Annotated in this window: 12 protein-coding genes and 4 tRNA genes; 12 read left to right on the top strand and 4 right to left on the bottom strand. The window is 63.3% G+C overall.

Annotated features, from left to right (window positions below):
- Nucleotides 1-26: 26 nt before the first annotated feature.
- From D5041_RS04390 to D5041_RS04375, 4 genes are all read right to left on the bottom strand, one after another.
- Nucleotides 27-764 (bottom strand): amino acid ABC transporter ATP-binding protein, encoded by a 738-nt coding sequence (locus tag D5041_RS04390; RefSeq protein ID WP_010103830.1) that lies wholly within the window; start codon nucleotides 762-764, stop codon nucleotides 27-29.
- Between the two features lie 33 nt (nucleotides 765-797).
- Nucleotides 798-1,463: an amino acid ABC transporter permease gene (locus D5041_RS04385; protein WP_010103831.1), complete on the bottom strand. Its 666-nt coding sequence runs from the start codon at nucleotides 1,461-1,463 to the stop codon at nucleotides 798-800.
- Nucleotides 1,464-1,522: 59 nt separating this feature from the next.
- Nucleotides 1,523-2,281 carry an amino acid ABC transporter permease gene (locus D5041_RS04380; RefSeq protein WP_010103832.1) on the bottom strand — a complete coding sequence of 253 codons (759 nt, stop codon included), beginning with the start codon at nucleotides 2,279-2,281 and terminating at the stop codon, nucleotides 1,523-1,525.
- 126 nt (nucleotides 2,282-2,407) lie between these two features.
- Nucleotides 2,408-3,307, bottom strand: a complete 900-nt coding sequence (locus D5041_RS04375; protein ID WP_010103834.1) for a transporter substrate-binding domain-containing protein — start codon at nucleotides 3,305-3,307, stop codon at nucleotides 2,408-2,410.
- A 434-nt stretch (nucleotides 3,308-3,741) separates the two neighbouring features.
- Here D5041_RS04375 and D5041_RS04370 point away from each other — a divergent pair.
- The 12 genes from D5041_RS04370 to rpoB all read left to right on the top strand — a co-directional run bounded on the left by D5041_RS04370 (nucleotide 3,742) and on the right by rpoB (nucleotide 13,303).
- A tRNA-Tyr gene (locus tag D5041_RS04370) sits at nucleotides 3,742-3,828 on the top strand.
- Nucleotides 3,829-3,846: 18 nt separating this feature from the next.
- Nucleotides 3,847-3,920 (top strand) — tRNA-Gly (locus D5041_RS04365).
- Between the two features lie 65 nt (nucleotides 3,921-3,985).
- Nucleotides 3,986-4,060: transfer RNA gene (locus tag D5041_RS04360), tRNA-Thr, on the top strand.
- A 71-nt stretch (nucleotides 4,061-4,131) separates the two neighbouring features.
- Nucleotides 4,132-5,322 (top strand): elongation factor Tu, encoded by a 1,191-nt coding sequence (tuf, locus tag D5041_RS04355; protein WP_265257091.1) that lies wholly within the window; start codon nucleotides 4,132-4,134, stop codon nucleotides 5,320-5,322.
- 16 nt (nucleotides 5,323-5,338) lie between these two features.
- Nucleotides 5,339-5,414: transfer RNA gene (locus D5041_RS04350), tRNA-Trp, on the top strand.
- A gap of 95 nt (nucleotides 5,415-5,509) precedes the next feature.
- On the top strand, nucleotides 5,510-5,896 hold the full coding sequence (gene secE / locus D5041_RS04345; protein WP_010103841.1) for a preprotein translocase subunit SecE: 387 nt from the start codon (nucleotides 5,510-5,512) through the stop codon (nucleotides 5,894-5,896).
- Nucleotides 5,893-6,483, top strand: a complete 591-nt coding sequence (gene nusG / locus D5041_RS04340) for a transcription termination/antitermination protein NusG (RefSeq protein ID WP_010103843.1) — start codon at nucleotides 5,893-5,895, stop codon at nucleotides 6,481-6,483. The genes secE and nusG overlap by 4 nt, the downstream gene beginning before the upstream one ends.
- Nucleotides 6,484-6,605: 122 nt before the next feature.
- A complete protein-coding gene (gene rplK, locus D5041_RS04335; RefSeq protein ID WP_010103844.1) occupies nucleotides 6,606-7,037 on the top strand; it encodes a 50S ribosomal protein L11 in 432 nt (143 codons plus the stop codon).
- Nucleotides 7,037-7,732 (top strand): 50S ribosomal protein L1, encoded by a 696-nt coding sequence (rplA, locus tag D5041_RS04330; protein ID WP_010103845.1) that lies wholly within the window; start codon nucleotides 7,037-7,039, stop codon nucleotides 7,730-7,732. The genes rplK and rplA overlap by 1 nt, the downstream gene beginning before the upstream one ends.
- Nucleotides 7,733-7,983: 251 nt before the next feature.
- Nucleotides 7,984-8,496, top strand: a complete 513-nt coding sequence (gene rplJ, locus D5041_RS04325; RefSeq protein ID WP_010103846.1) for a 50S ribosomal protein L10 — start codon at nucleotides 7,984-7,986, stop codon at nucleotides 8,494-8,496.
- A 64-nt stretch (nucleotides 8,497-8,560) separates the two neighbouring features.
- Complete coding sequence (rplL, locus tag D5041_RS04320; RefSeq protein WP_265258194.1) at nucleotides 8,561-8,938, top strand: 50S ribosomal protein L7/L12; 378 nt, start codon at nucleotides 8,561-8,563, stop codon at nucleotides 8,936-8,938.
- A gap of 252 nt (nucleotides 8,939-9,190) precedes the next feature.
- On the top strand, nucleotides 9,191-13,303 hold the full coding sequence (gene rpoB, locus D5041_RS04315; protein ID WP_265282656.1) for a DNA-directed RNA polymerase subunit beta: 4,113 nt from the start codon (nucleotides 9,191-9,193) through the stop codon (nucleotides 13,301-13,303).
- Nucleotides 13,304-13,322: the final 19 nt, after the last annotated feature.

The following is a 13,322-nucleotide window of genomic DNA, read 5'->3' as shown; positions in this document are numbered from 1 at the left end:
GGCCGTGCGGGGGCATCTGCGCGCAGTCAGTGCTGCAAGATCTTGTTGAGAAAATCCCGGGTGCGCGGCTGGCGTGCACCGAGGTCGTTGAAGAACTCTTCCTTCGGGCAGTCTTCCAGGATCTTGCCGCCCACGTCCATGAAGATCACACGGTGGCTGACCTTGCGGGCAAAGCCCATTTCATGCGTCACGCACATCATGGTCATGCCCTCATTCGCCAAGCCCACCATCACGTCGAGCACTTCGCCGACCATTTCGGGGTCGAGCGCCGAGGTGGGCTCGTCGAACAGCATCACGATGGGGTTCATGGACAGCGCGCGCGCAATCGCCACACGCTGCTGCTGGCCGCCGGAGAGCTGGCCCGGGAACTTGTCCTTGTGCGCCATCAGCCCCACACGGTCGAGCATTTTGAAGCCGCGCTGCCTGGCGTCGTCCGCGCTGCGGCCGAGCACCTTGATTTGCGCGATGGTCAGGTTGTCCGTCACCGACAGGTGCGGAAACAGCTCGAAATGCTGGAACACCATGCCCACGCGGCTGCGCAGCTTGGGCAGATTGGTTCCGGGGTCGTGCAGTGCCACACCATCGACCGTGATCTCGCCCTTCTGAAAGGGTTCGAGCGCGTTGATGGTCTTGATCAGCGTGGACTTGCCCGATCCCGAGGGGCCGCACACCACCACCACCTCGCCCTTCTTGATGGTGGCAGAGCATTCGCTGAGCACCTGCACCGGGCCGTACCACTTGGAGACGTTCTTGAGTTCGATCATTTCCTGTTCCCTTTATCCAATCTCTTGCACGCATCAGCGAATGATCGCGATCCTGTGGTGCAGGCGCTTGACCGTCCAGGACAGCGCGTAGCACATCACGAAGTACAGCACCGCCGCGGCCAGGTAGGCCTCGATGGGACGACCGAAGTTCTTCCCCGCCACCTCAAAGCCCTTGAGCATGTCGTAGGCGCCGATCGCGTAGACCAGCGACGTGTCCTGAAACAGGATGATGGTCTGCGTGAGCAGCACCGGCAGCATGTTGCGCAACGCCTGCGGCAGCACCACCAGCTGCATGTTCTGGCCATAGGTCATCCCCAGCGCCTGGCCGGCGTACACCTGACCGCGCGCGATGGACTGGATTCCGGCACGCATGATCTCACTGAAGTAAGTCGCCTCGAAAGCGATGAAGGTGACGATGGCCGAGACTTCGGCGCCTACGGGCCGACCGATGATCGCCGGAACCAGCAGGAAGAACCACAGGATCACCATGACCAGCGGAATGCTGCGCATGCCGTTGACGTAGATCGCCGCGGGCAGCTCCAGCCATTTCCTGCCCGACAGGCGCATGAGCGCCAGCACGGTGCCAAAGAGCACGCCACCCAGGGTGGCGATGAAGGTCAGTTCCAGGCTGAAGTACAGGCCCTTGAGAACGAAGTTGGTGATCAGGTCCCAGTTGTAGAAGGAAAGGTCGAGATGCATGTCATGCCTCCCTTGGGGACAGCGAATACACGCGGCGGCGGACGTGGGGATGCAGCACGTCAATGCCCTCCCCGCGCGCCACCCGCAGCGATCATTCCCGGGATGCGCACGCAGCGTTCAATGAACACCATGATCCGGTTGATGGTGAATGCCGAAACGATGTAGAGCCCGGTCACGGCCAGATAGACCTCGATGCCGCGCGCGGTTTCCTCCTGCGCCTGCATGGCAAACATCGTGAGTTCCGCCACCGACACGGCAAAGGCCACGGAGGAGTTCTTGAAGATGCCCATGGTCTCGCTGGTCAGCGGCGGGATGATGATGCGAAACGCCATGGGCAGCAACACGTAGCGGTAGGTCTGGAACATGGTCAGGCCTACGGCCAGACCGGCGTAGCGCTGCCCCCGGGGCAGCGTCTGTATCCCCGAGCGCACCTGCTCGGCGATGCGCGCCGAGGTGAAGAAACCCAGCGCCAGCACCGCCAGCGCAAAGCCGGAGACGCCCTTGAGGACCGGAAACAGGCTGGGCAGGACGTGGTACCACAGAAAAATCTGCACCAGCAGCGGAATATTGCGAAACAGCTCGACCCAGGCGTTGCCCAGGCGCACGACCATGGGTCTGTGCTCCAAGGTGCGCAGCGTGCCAATCACCGAGCCCATGACCAGCGCCAGCACCAGCGCCAGCAGCGAAACGGACACCGTCCAGCCCCAGGCCGACAGCATCCAGTCCAGGTAGGTGACGGTGCCCCCCCTGCCGAAGCAGCCCGGCACCACGTCCCGGTCCATGGTGTCCTGGCAAAACACCTGCCAATCCCAGCTCATAGCGTCCCCCTTCGATCTCTGATTTCTGCTATCGCGTTCGCCGCAAGCCCGCGTCCAATGAGAAAACCCCCACAACCGGTCTGGCCGAAGGGGCGTCAAGCGTTCGGAAACGCGGTCTTCCAGAAATCACTTCTTCACGTAGTCTTCCATGGGCTTGTCGTTCGGGTTGGCCCAGGCGGCCTTGGTCGCGTCGGACAGGGGCAGGCCGATCGTGGTGTTGGTCGGAGGAATCGGCTGCATGAACCATTTGTCGTACAGCTTGGCCAGCGAGCCGTCGGCGATCTGGCGCTTGATGCTGTCGTCCACGGCCTTCTTGAAGCCGGGGTCGTCCTTGCGCAGCATGCAGGCGATGGGCTCCACGGACAGCACCTCGCCGACGATCTTGTAGTCAGCCGGCGCCTTGGACTTGGAGATGTTCCCCGCGAGGATCGATGCGTCCATGACGAACACGTCGGCGCGGCCGGTTTCCAGCATCAGGAAGCTGTCGGCGTGGTCCTTGCCGAAGACCTCCTTGAATTCGATGCCCCCGGCGCGCTCGTGCTTGCGCAGGTGCTGCACCGAGGTGGTTCCCGTGGTGACGGCCACGGTCTTGCCGTTCAGGTCCTTGATCGAGGTGATTCCCGAATTGGCCTTGGTTGCGATGCGCACCTCTTCCACATAGGTGGTCACGGCAAAGGCCGCGTCCTTTTGGCGCCCGGCGTTGTTCGTGGTGGAGCCACATTCCAGATCGACGGTGCCATTGCTCACCAGCGGAATGCGGTTCTGCGAGGTCACGGGCTGGTACTTGGTTTCCAGCTTGGCCAGACCCAGTTGCTTCTGGACGTCGAGCAGGATGCGCTCGCCCATCTCGGTGTGAAAGCCCACGTACTTGCCATTGCCCAGCGTGTAGGAAAGCCCCGAGGACTCGCGCACGCCCAGCGTCACGCTGCCCGATGCCTTTATCTTGGCCAGGGTGTCGTTGGCTTGGGCGAAGGCGCTGCTTGCGACCAGGGCGGTCACGGCAAGCGCGATCCATTGTTTTTTCATAGCGATCTCCTTGTGTTGAAAAATTGGTCAGAACGGGACTGGTCGGTGGGGCGTCGGCACCGCAGGGCCTGCCAAGGCAGGGGCAACCGCAACCCACCCGGCCGCGCCGCAGGCTGTGTTTGTCGCCGCCGTGAAACTCCCATGCCGTTTATGCGCGCAATCATACAAAGTGCCTGCCCCGTGTTTACCCTTGGCGTGTGCGGCCTGCGTCCGCCGCAACCGGGCAAACCCTTTGCGCCATGGGGCTTGCGACGCAGCATTATCCACGCCAGCGACCGACGCCCGGGGCCCAGGCCCCGTTCGCTGCGCCTTGAAGACCCGCTCTGACCGTGGGCGTGCTGGTGCGCTGCGGTAGCCATTCAAAGGAAACGGGAAGCCGGCAAGGAGCCGCTTTCCGAATGGGCAAAGACTGGTGCTAGAATCCAGGATTCTTCGGAGGGGTGCCCGAGTGGCTAAAGGGGGCAGACTGTAAATCTGTTGGCTTCACGCCTACACTGGTTCGAATCCAGTCCCCTCCACCAGCGCGCGCGGGGACCGATGCGGGAGTAGTTCAATGGTAGAACCCTAGCCTTCCAAGCTAATGACGCGGGTTCGATCCCCGTCTCCCGCTCCATTTTGCACGCCGTGCTGGTTTGTCGAGTTGAAATTTTTGCCGCCGCGCAAGCGGCGAGCCAAGTCGCCCATGTGGCTCAGTGGCAGAGCACTCCCTTGGTAAGGGAGAGGTCGCGGGTCCGATTCCCGCCATGGGCACCAGTTTCAGGTGCGTCCGGTTCGGGTTGCGCCGGTTTTTTTGTATCGGTATAGGTTTTTTCGGAGTCGGAAGAATGGCAAAAGGAAAATTCGAACGCACCAAGCCCCACGTCAACGTGGGGACGATCGGTCACGTGGACCATGGCAAGACGACGCTCACGGCAGCCATCGCCACCGTGCTGTCTACCAAGTTCGGCGGCGAGGCCAAGGCCTACGACCAGATCGACGCAGCCCCCGAGGAAAAAGCCCGCGGCATCACGATCAACACCGCGCACGTGGAATACGAGACGGCCAACCGCCACTACGCGCACGTGGACTGCCCCGGCCACGCGGACTACGTGAAGAACATGATCACCGGCGCCGCGCAGATGGACGGCGCCATCCTGGTGTGCTCGGCCGCCGACGGCCCGATGCCGCAGACGCGCGAGCACATCCTGCTCGCACGCCAGGTCGGCGTTCCCTACATCATCGTGTTCCTGAACAAGTGCGACATGGTCGACGACGAGGAACTGCTCGAACTCGTCGAGATGGAAGTGCGCGAACTGCTCGACAAGTACGACTTCCCCGGCGACTCCACCCCGATCATCCGCGGCTCGGCCAAGCTCGCGCTCGAGGGCGACAAGGGGCCGCAGGGTGAAGAGGCGATCATGAAGCTCGCCGAGGCCCTGGACAGCTACATCCCCACGCCCGAGCGCGCCATCGACGGCAGCTTCCTGATGCCCGTGGAAGACGTGTTCTCGATCTCCGGCCGCGGCACCGTGGTCACCGGGCGCATCGAGCGCGGCGTCATCAAGGTCGGCGAGGAAATCGAAATCGTCGGCATCCGCGACACGCAGAAAACCACCTGTACGGGCGTGGAAATGTTCCGCAAGCTGCTCGACCAGGGCCAGGCCGGGGACAACGTCGGCCTGCTGCTGCGCGGCACCAAGCGCGAGGACGTGGAACGCGGCCAGGTGCTGTGCAAGCCCGGATCGATCAAGCCGCACACCCATTTCACCGCCGAGGTCTACGTTCTGAGCAAGGACGAGGGCGGACGCCACACGCCGTTCTTCAACAACTACCGCCCGCAGTTCTACTTTCGCACGACCGACGTGACCGGCGCCATCGAGTTGCCGGCGGACAAGGAAATGGTCATGCCGGGCGACAACGTCTCGATCACCGTGAAGCTGATCAACCCCATCGCCATGGAAGAAGGCCTGCGCTTCGCAATCCGCGAAGGCGGGCGCACCGTGGGCGCGGGCGTCGTGGCCAAGATCATCGCCTGACAGAGAGAGGGCATACAGGGGCATAGCTCAATTGGCAGAGCGTCGGTCTCCAAAACCGAAGGTTGTAGGTTCAATTCCTACTGCCCCTGCCACCTGAATGTGGCACAGAACGAGAGCCCGCCAGATATTGGCGGGCTTCGGTGTCTTGATCGGCGCCATGAAATCGCAAGCAGGAAATAACGCAAAGATGGCCACTTCACCGGTTGAAACTGTCAATACAGGCGCAGACAAGGCCAAGCTCGCTGCAGTGTTCGCCTTGGTCCTTGCGTCGGTTGCGGGGTTTTACCTGCTCGGCCGGCAGGGCGCGCTCGTGCAGTGGGCCGCGCTGGGCGGCGGGCTGATCGCGGCTGCGGGCGTTTTTCTGGTCTCGGAACCCGGCCGTCAGTTCGTGGCCTTTGCACGCGACGCGTGGCGCGAAGTCAGAAAGGTCGTCTGGCCGACGCGCAAGGAGGCCCTGCAGATCACGGCCTACGTGTTTGCCTTCGCGGTGGTCATGGCGCTGTTCCTGTGGCTCACCGACAAGACGCTGGAATGGATCCTGTACGACCTGATTTTGGGATGGAAAAAGTCATGACGACCGCGGCCGAATTCACGGGGGCCCAAGCCTCTGCAGGCGCTTTGGCAAATCCCGACCTGCGCTGGTACATCGTCCACGCCTACTCGGGAATGGAGAAGGCCGTGGAGCGCAATATCCAGGAGCGCATCAGCCGTTCGGGAATGCAGGACAAGTTCGGCCGCATCCTGGTGCCGACCGAGGAAGTCATCGAAGTCAAGAGCGGCCAGCGCAAGACGACGGAGCGGCGCCTGTTCCCCGGCTACGTGTTCGTGGAAATGGTCATGGACGACGACACCTGGCATTTGGTCAAGCAAACCAACAAGGTGACCGGTTTCGTCGGCGGTGCGAAGAACCGCCCCGCGCCCATCTCCGAAGACGAGGTGCAAAAGATCGTCAGCCAGATGCAGGAAGGCACCGACAAGCCGCGCCACAAGATCGAATTCATGGTGGGTGAGCTGGTGCGCGTCAAGGAAGGTCCGTTCACGGACTTCAACGGCTCGGTCGAAGAGGTGAATTACGAAAAGAGCCGCGTGCGCGTCTCCGTGATGATCTTCGGTCGCTCCACGCCGGTGGAACTGGAATTCGGTCAGGTCGAGAAAACCTGACCCCCAAGTTGGATGCCGCACTTTTCGACTCGGTGCGGACATCGTGGCAGTTGAGTCGTCAACCCCGGGGAGCCGGTCGCCGCATTGCGGCGCAGGCGTCATGACCCGCAAGGAGCAAACATATGGCGAAGAAAATCGTCGGCTTCATCAAGCTGCAAGTGCCAGCTGGTAAGGCCAACCCATCCCCACCGATTGGTCCCGTACTGGGCCAGCGCGGTCTCAACATCATGGAGTTCTGCAAGGCGTTCAACGCGCAGACCCAGGGTGTCGAGCCGGGCCTGCCGCTGCCCGTGGTGATCACGGCGTTCGCGGACAAGAGCTTTACCTTCATCATCAAGACGCCACCGGCGACGACGCTGATCAAGAAGGCCATCAAGCTCGAAAAGGGCTCTGCGAGCGCGCTGAGCAACAAGGTCGGCAAGATCACGCGCGCCCAGCTCGAAGAAATCGCCCAGACCAAGCTCAAGGACATGAATGCTTCGGGCATCGACGCCGCGGTGCGTACCTTGGCGGGCTCCGCACGCTCCATGGGCGTGACGGTGGAGGGCGTGTGATGAGCAAACTGACCAAAAAACAAAAGGCCCTGGAGGGCAAGGTCGATAGCACCAAGCTGTACAGCTTTGCCGACGCCCTGGTCCTGGTCAAGGAAGCCGCGACCGCCAAATTCGACGAATCCATCGACGTGGCCGTGCAGCTTGGCATCGACGTCAAGAAGTCGGACCAAGTGGTGCGCGGCGCCGTGGTGCTGCCCAACGGCACCGGCAAGACCACCCGCGTGGCCGTGTTCGCGCAGGGCGCAAGGGCCGAGGAAGCCCAGGCCGCGGGCGCAGACATCGTCGGCATGGACGATCTGGCGGCCCGGGTGAAGGCCGGCGACATGCCTTTCGACGTCGTGATCGCCGCTCCGGACGCGATGCGCGTCGTGGGTTCCCTGGGTCAGATCCTGGGCCCGCGCGGCCTGATGCCCAACCCCAAAGTGGGGACCGTCACCCCCGACGTGGCCACGGCCGTGAAGAACGCCAAGGCGGGTCAGGTGCAGTTTCGTGCCAACAAGACCGGCATCGTGCACAGCACGATCGGTCGCCGCTCGTTCGACAGCGAAAAGCTGCAAGGCAACCTGGCGGCGCTGATCGACGCGCTGAACAAGGCCAAGCCGGCATCAAGCAAGGGGCTGTACCTGCGCAAGGTGGCGGTGTCGTCGACGATGGGCGTTGGCGTGCGCATCGATACGCAATCCATTGCCGTGTGATTGCGCGCAATGGCGCAGGAGGAATCTTCGGGTCCGGCATGAGAGCGGGCCCGATGCGGTGGGCCGCAGCGGGTGAGGAATCCGCTGCGGGCCATCCAAGACCGTTGGTGTGCAAGGGCACTTAATCTTTTCCAAGGCCAGCGCAGATGGCGATCCCGCTGCACATGGAACCCGTTTCCAAAACAGTTGGTCGCTGCAACCAGAGCGTGCACGAGGGCGCAGGCCCGAAGGCACAATTTAAGGAGTAGACCTTGAGTCTCAATCGCAGTGAGAAAGAAGCGGTCGTCGGCGAAGTGACCCGCCTCGCCGCAAAAGCTCAAACGCTGGTGATCGCGGAATACCGTGGCATCACGGTCGCCGACATGACCAAACTGCGCGTGCAGGCGCGCGGCAAGGGCGTGAGCCTGAGTGTTCTGAAGAACACCCTGGCGCGCCGTGCCGTGGCAGGCAGCGCGTTCGACGTGGTCGCCGACCAGATGACCGGCCCGCTGATCTATGGCTTCTCCGAAGACGCCGTGGCCGCCGCGAAGGTGGTGGCCGACTTTGCGAAAACCAACGACAAGCTGGTGATTCGTGCTGGCGCTTTCGGCGGCAAGGCCCTGGACATCAACGGCGTGAAGCGGCTGGCGGACATTCCTCCCAAGGAAGTTCTGCTGGCTCAGCTGTGTGGCTTGCTGATGTCGCCCATCTCCCGCACCGCCGTGGTGCTCAGCGCGCTGGCGGCGAAAAAAGGCGAGGGCGAGGCCGTGGCCGTGGCCGCATGAGCGACCGGACAAGCCTGAACCCCCATCCATGAAACATCTGTGAACCAATTGTTAGGAAATCAAAATGGCATTCGATAAAGACGCATTTCTGACCGCGCTCGACGGCATGACGGTCCTGGAACTCAATGACCTGGTCAAGGCCATTGAAGAGAAGTTTGGCGTGAGCGCTGCGGCCATGGCGGCTCCCGCGGCCGCTGGCGGTGGCGCGGGCGCTCCCGTTGCCGAAGAGCAGACGGAATTCAACGTGGTGCTCAACGAGGCTGGCGCGAACAAGGTGTCCGTCATCAAGGCCGTGCGCGAAATCACCGGCCTGGGCCTCAAGGAGGCCAAGGACCTGGTCGATGGCGCGCCCAAGAACGTCAAGGAAGCCATTCCCAAGGCCGACGCCGAAGCCGCAGTCAAGAAACTGCTGGACGCCGGCGCCAAGGCGGAAATCAAGTAATCCGGTCTTGGCAGGCCGGGGTTGCGCCGCGACTCCGGCCCGCCGCTTTCAGAACGCAGCCGAAAACTCCCGCAGGGGTTTTCGAGTGTCTTCTGATCCCCCCGACAGCAGAAGGCGCCTTGGTTCGGGTGATGTGCAACGCATCACCGTCCGCCATGGTTGGTAGTGGCCAACCGCCAAGCCCGCAGGGACGTCAGGCCTTGCGGGTCATTCGTCGAAGACCCTGAACGCATGTCTTTGCCCGGAGATTTCATGGCCTATTCCTACACCGAACGCAAACGCATTCGCAAAAGCTTCGGCACCCGCGACAGTGTGCTCGAAGTGCCTTATCTGCTGCAGATGCAAAAGGACGCGTACACCGCTTTCCTGCAGGCGGACACGGCCCCCCTGAAGAGAAGCGTCGAGGGCCTTCAGGCGGCATTCGACGCGGCCTTTCCCATCGTCTCGCACAACGGTTTCGTGGAGATGCGTTTCACCGAGTACAACCTGGCCAAGCCCGCATTCGACGTGCGTGAGTGCCAGACGCGGGGGCTGACCTATGCGTCGGCGGTGCGCGCCAAGGTACAGCTGATCATCTACGACCGCGAGTCCTCGACGACGCAGTCCAAGGTGGTCAAGGAGGTCAAGGAGCAGGAGGTCTACATGGGCGAGGTGCCGCTCATGACCGACAAGGGCTCGTTCATCATCAACGGCACGGAGCGCGTGATCGTCTCGCAGCTGCACCGCTCGCCCGGCGTGTTCTTCGAACACGACAAGGGCAAGGGCCACAGTTCGGGCAAGCTGCTGTTCTCGGCGCGCATCATTCCCTACCGCGGTTCCTGGCTCGACTTCGAGTTCGACCCCAAGGACCTGCTGTACTTTCGCGTCGATCGCCGCCGCAAGATGCCGGTCACGATCCTGCTCAAGGCCATCGGTCTGAACCCGGAATCGATCCTGGCGAACTTCTTCGTGAACGACAGCTTCCGCCTGATGGACAGCGGCGCGCAAATGGAATTCGTTGCCGAGCGCCTGCGCGGCGAAGTGGCCCGTTTCGACATCACCGACAAGTCCGGCAAGGTCATCGTGGCCAAGGACAAGCGCGTCACCGTGCGCCACATCCGCGAACTCGAGCAGTCGGGCACCACGCACGTCAGCGTTCCCGAGGACTTCCTCGTCGGCCGCATCGTGGCGCGCGGCATCGTCGATGCGGACACCGGCGAAATCCTCGCCAAGGCGAACGACGAGCTGACCGAGGCTCTGCTCAAGAAACTGCGCGGCGCGGGGGTGCCGGACGTGCAGTGCATCTACACCAACGAACTCGATCAGGGGCCGTACATCTCGCAGACCCTGCGCACCGACGACACGCAGGACGAATTCGCCGCGCGCGTGGCCATCTACCGCATGATGCGCCCCGGCGAGCCGCCGACCGAGGACGCAGTGCAGGCCCTGTTCCAGCGCCTGTTCTACAACCCCGATACCTACGACCTGTCGCGCGTGGGGCGCATGAAGTTCAACGCCAAGATCGGCCGCGCAGAATCCACCGGCGCGATGGTGCTCTCCAACGAGGACATCCTGGCCGTGGTGAAGATCCTCGTCGATCTGCGCAACGGCCATGGCGAGGTGGACGACATCGATCACCTGGGCAACCGCCGCGTGCGCTGCGTGGGTGAACTCGCCGAGAACCAGTACCGCACCGGTCTGGCGCGCATCGAAAAGGCGGTCAAGGAACGTCTGGGTCAGGCCGAGCAAGAGCCGCTGATGCCGCACGACCTGATCAACTCGAAGCCGATTTCCGCGGCGCTCAAGGAGTTCTTCGGCGCCTCGCAGCTGTCGCAGTTCATGGACCAGACCAACCCGCTGGCCGAGATCACGCACAAGCGCCGGGTTTCCGCGCTCGGCCCGGGGGGGTTGACGCGCGAGCGCGCCGGCTTCGAGGTGCGCGACGTGCACGTGACGCACTACGGGCGTGTGTGCCCGATCGAAACGCCCGAAGGCCCGAACATCGGCCTGATCAACTCGCTGGCGCTGTACGCGCGCCTGAACGAGTACGGCTTCATCGAGACGCCTTACCGCCGCGTGGTCGGCGCGAAGGTGAGCAACGACATCGACTACCTCTCGGCGATCGAAGAAGGCAAGTACGTGATCGCCCAGGCGAACGCGGTGCTCGACAAGGACGGCCACCTGACCGGGGAGCTGGTCTCGGCGCGCGAAAAGGGCGAATCGATCCTCTGTGCTGCGGACCGCGTGCAGTACATGGACGTCTCTCCCGCGCAGATCGTTTCGGTCGCGGCCTCGCTGGTTCCGTTCCTGGAGCACGATGACGCGAACCGCGCGCTGATGGGCGCGAACATGTCGCGCCAGGCCGTTCCCGTGCTGCGCCCCGAAAAACCGCTGGTGGGAACGGGGATCGAGCGCGTGGCCGCGGTGGACTCGGGAACCGTGGTCACGGCGACGCGCGGCGGCATCGTCGACTACGTTGACGCCACGCGCATCGTGGTGCGCGTCAACGACGCCGAGGCCGCTGCCGGCGAAGTGGGGGTGGACATCTACAGCCTCATCAAATACCAGCGCTCGAACCAGAACACCAACATCCACCAGCGCCCCATCGTCAAGAAGGGCGACCGGCTGGTCAAGGGCGACGTGATCGCCGACGGCGCGTCAACGGACCTCGGCGAGATCGCCATCGGCCAGAACATGCTGATCGCCTTCATGCCCTGGAACGGCTACAACTACGAGGACTCGATCCTGATCTCCGAGCGCGTGGTGGCGCAGGACCGCTACACCTCGATCCACATCGAGGAACTCGTCGTGATGGCGCGCGACACCAAGCTGGGCGCCGAAGAAATCACGCGTGACATCCCGAACCTCTCGGAGCAGCAGCTCAACCGCCTGGACGAATCGGGAATCATCTACGTGGGCGCCGAAGTCCAGCCCGGCGATACGCTGGTGGGCAAGGTCACGCCCAAGGGCGAGACCACGCTCACGCCCGAAGAGAAGCTGCTGCGCGCGATCTTTGGCGAGAAAGCGTCCGACGTGAAGGACACCTCGTTGCGCGTGGACCAGGGCTCGCAGGGAATCGTGATCGACGTGCAGGTGTTCACGCGCGAGGGCATACCGCGCGACAAGCGCGCCCAGCAAATCATCGACGACGAGCTCAAGCGCTTTCGCCTGGACCTGAACGACCAGTTGCGCATCGTCGAGGCCGACGCCTTCGACCGCATCGAGAAGCTGCTCACCGGCCGCGTGGCCAACGGTGGCCCGCACAAGCTGGCCAAGGGCGCGCAGATCGACAGGGCCTACCTGGCGACGGTGGAGAAGTTCCACTGGTTCGACATCCGCCCGGCGGAAGACGAGGTCGCGGCGCAGCTCGAATCGATCAAGAACGCCCTGGAGCAGACGCGCCACGGCTTCGACCTGGGCTTCGAGGAAAAGCGCAAGAAGCTCACGCAGGGCGACGAACTGCCCGCCGGCGTGCTCAAGATGGTCAAGGTCTACCTGGCGGTCAAGCGCCGCCTGCAACCGGGCGACAAGATGGCCGGCCGCCACGGCAACAAGGGCGTGGTCTCGAAGATCGTTCCGGTCGAGGACATGCCCTACATGGCCGACGGCACCCCGGCCGACATCGTCCTGAACCCGCTGGGCGTGCCTTCGCGCATGAACATCGGCCAGGTGCTCGAGGTCCACCTGGGCTGGGCCGGAAAAGGCATTGGCCAGCGCATCGGCGACCTGCTGCAGCAGCAGGCCAAGGTGTCCGAGTTGCGCAGCTTCCTGGAGGAGGTCTACAACTCCCGGGGGCGCAAGGAGGACCTCACGCAACTGAGCGATGCAGACCTGCTGTCCATGGCCGCCAACCTCCAGCAAGGCGTGCCCTACGCGACCCCCGTTTTCGACGGCGCTTCGGAAGCGGAGATCAAGGACATGCTCGCGCTCGCGTACCCGGACGAGATTGCCCGGCGCAAGGGCCTGACGCCCAGCCGCACGCAGGCGTATCTGTACGACGGCCGCAGCGGCGACCGCTTCGAACGCCCCACGACCATCGGCTACATGCATTACCTGAAACTGCACCACCTGGTCGACGACAAGATGCACGCGCGCTCCACCGGCCCCTACTCGCTGGTCACGCAGCAACCGCTGGGCGGCAAGGCGCAGTTCGGCGGCCAGCGCTTCGGGGAGATGGAGGTCTGGGCGCTGGAGGCCTACGGCGCCTCCTACGTATTGCAGGAAATGCTCACCGTCAAGTCCGACGACGTGGCCGGCCGCACCAAGGTGTACGAGTCCATCGTCAAGGGCGAACACGCCATTGAAGCCGGGATGCCGGAATCGTTCAACGTGCTGGTCAAGGAAATCCGCTCCCTGGGCCTGGACATCGAGTTGGAACGCGCTTGAGCGCAAAAGGAAAGAGTCA

It is taken from the genome of Verminephrobacter aporrectodeae subsp. tuberculatae, from assembly GCF_026127385.1.
Taxonomy (GTDB): domain Bacteria; phylum Pseudomonadota; class Gammaproteobacteria; order Burkholderiales; family Burkholderiaceae_C; genus Acidovorax; species Acidovorax aporrectodeae.
Note: the sequence above shows the minus strand (reverse complement) of the source record. Positions and strands in the feature narration are given on the sequence as shown.

Excerpts from the sequence above, each read along its gene's own strand:
- rpoB (WP_265282656.1), top strand. The coding sequence starts at position 9,191 with ATGGCCTATTCCTACACCGAACGCAAACGCATTCGCAAAAGCTTCGGC.
- D5041_RS04385 (WP_010103831.1), bottom strand. The coding sequence starts at position 1,463 with ATGCATCTCGACCTTTCCTTCTACAACTGGGACCTGATCACCAACTTC.
- D5041_RS04390 (WP_010103830.1), bottom strand. The coding sequence starts at position 764 with ATGATCGAACTCAAGAACGTCTCCAAGTGGTACGGCCCGGTGCAGGTG.
- tuf (WP_265257091.1), top strand. The coding sequence starts at position 4,132 with ATGGCAAAAGGAAAATTCGAACGCACCAAGCCCCACGTCAACGTGGGG.
- secE (WP_010103841.1), top strand. The coding sequence starts at position 5,510 with ATGGCCACTTCACCGGTTGAAACTGTCAATACAGGCGCAGACAAGGCC.
- rplA (WP_010103845.1), top strand. The coding sequence starts at position 7,037 with ATGAGCAAACTGACCAAAAAACAAAAGGCCCTGGAGGGCAAGGTCGAT.
- rplL (WP_265258194.1), top strand. The coding sequence starts at position 8,561 with ATGGCATTCGATAAAGACGCATTTCTGACCGCGCTCGACGGCATGACG.
- nusG (WP_010103843.1), top strand. The coding sequence starts at position 5,893 with ATGACGACCGCGGCCGAATTCACGGGGGCCCAAGCCTCTGCAGGCGCT.
- D5041_RS04375 (WP_010103834.1), bottom strand. The coding sequence starts at position 3,307 with ATGAAAAAACAATGGATCGCGCTTGCCGTGACCGCCCTGGTCGCAAGC.
- D5041_RS04380 (WP_010103832.1), bottom strand. The coding sequence starts at position 2,281 with ATGAGCTGGGATTGGCAGGTGTTTTGCCAGGACACCATGGACCGGGAC.
- rplK (WP_010103844.1), top strand. The coding sequence starts at position 6,606 with ATGGCGAAGAAAATCGTCGGCTTCATCAAGCTGCAAGTGCCAGCTGGT.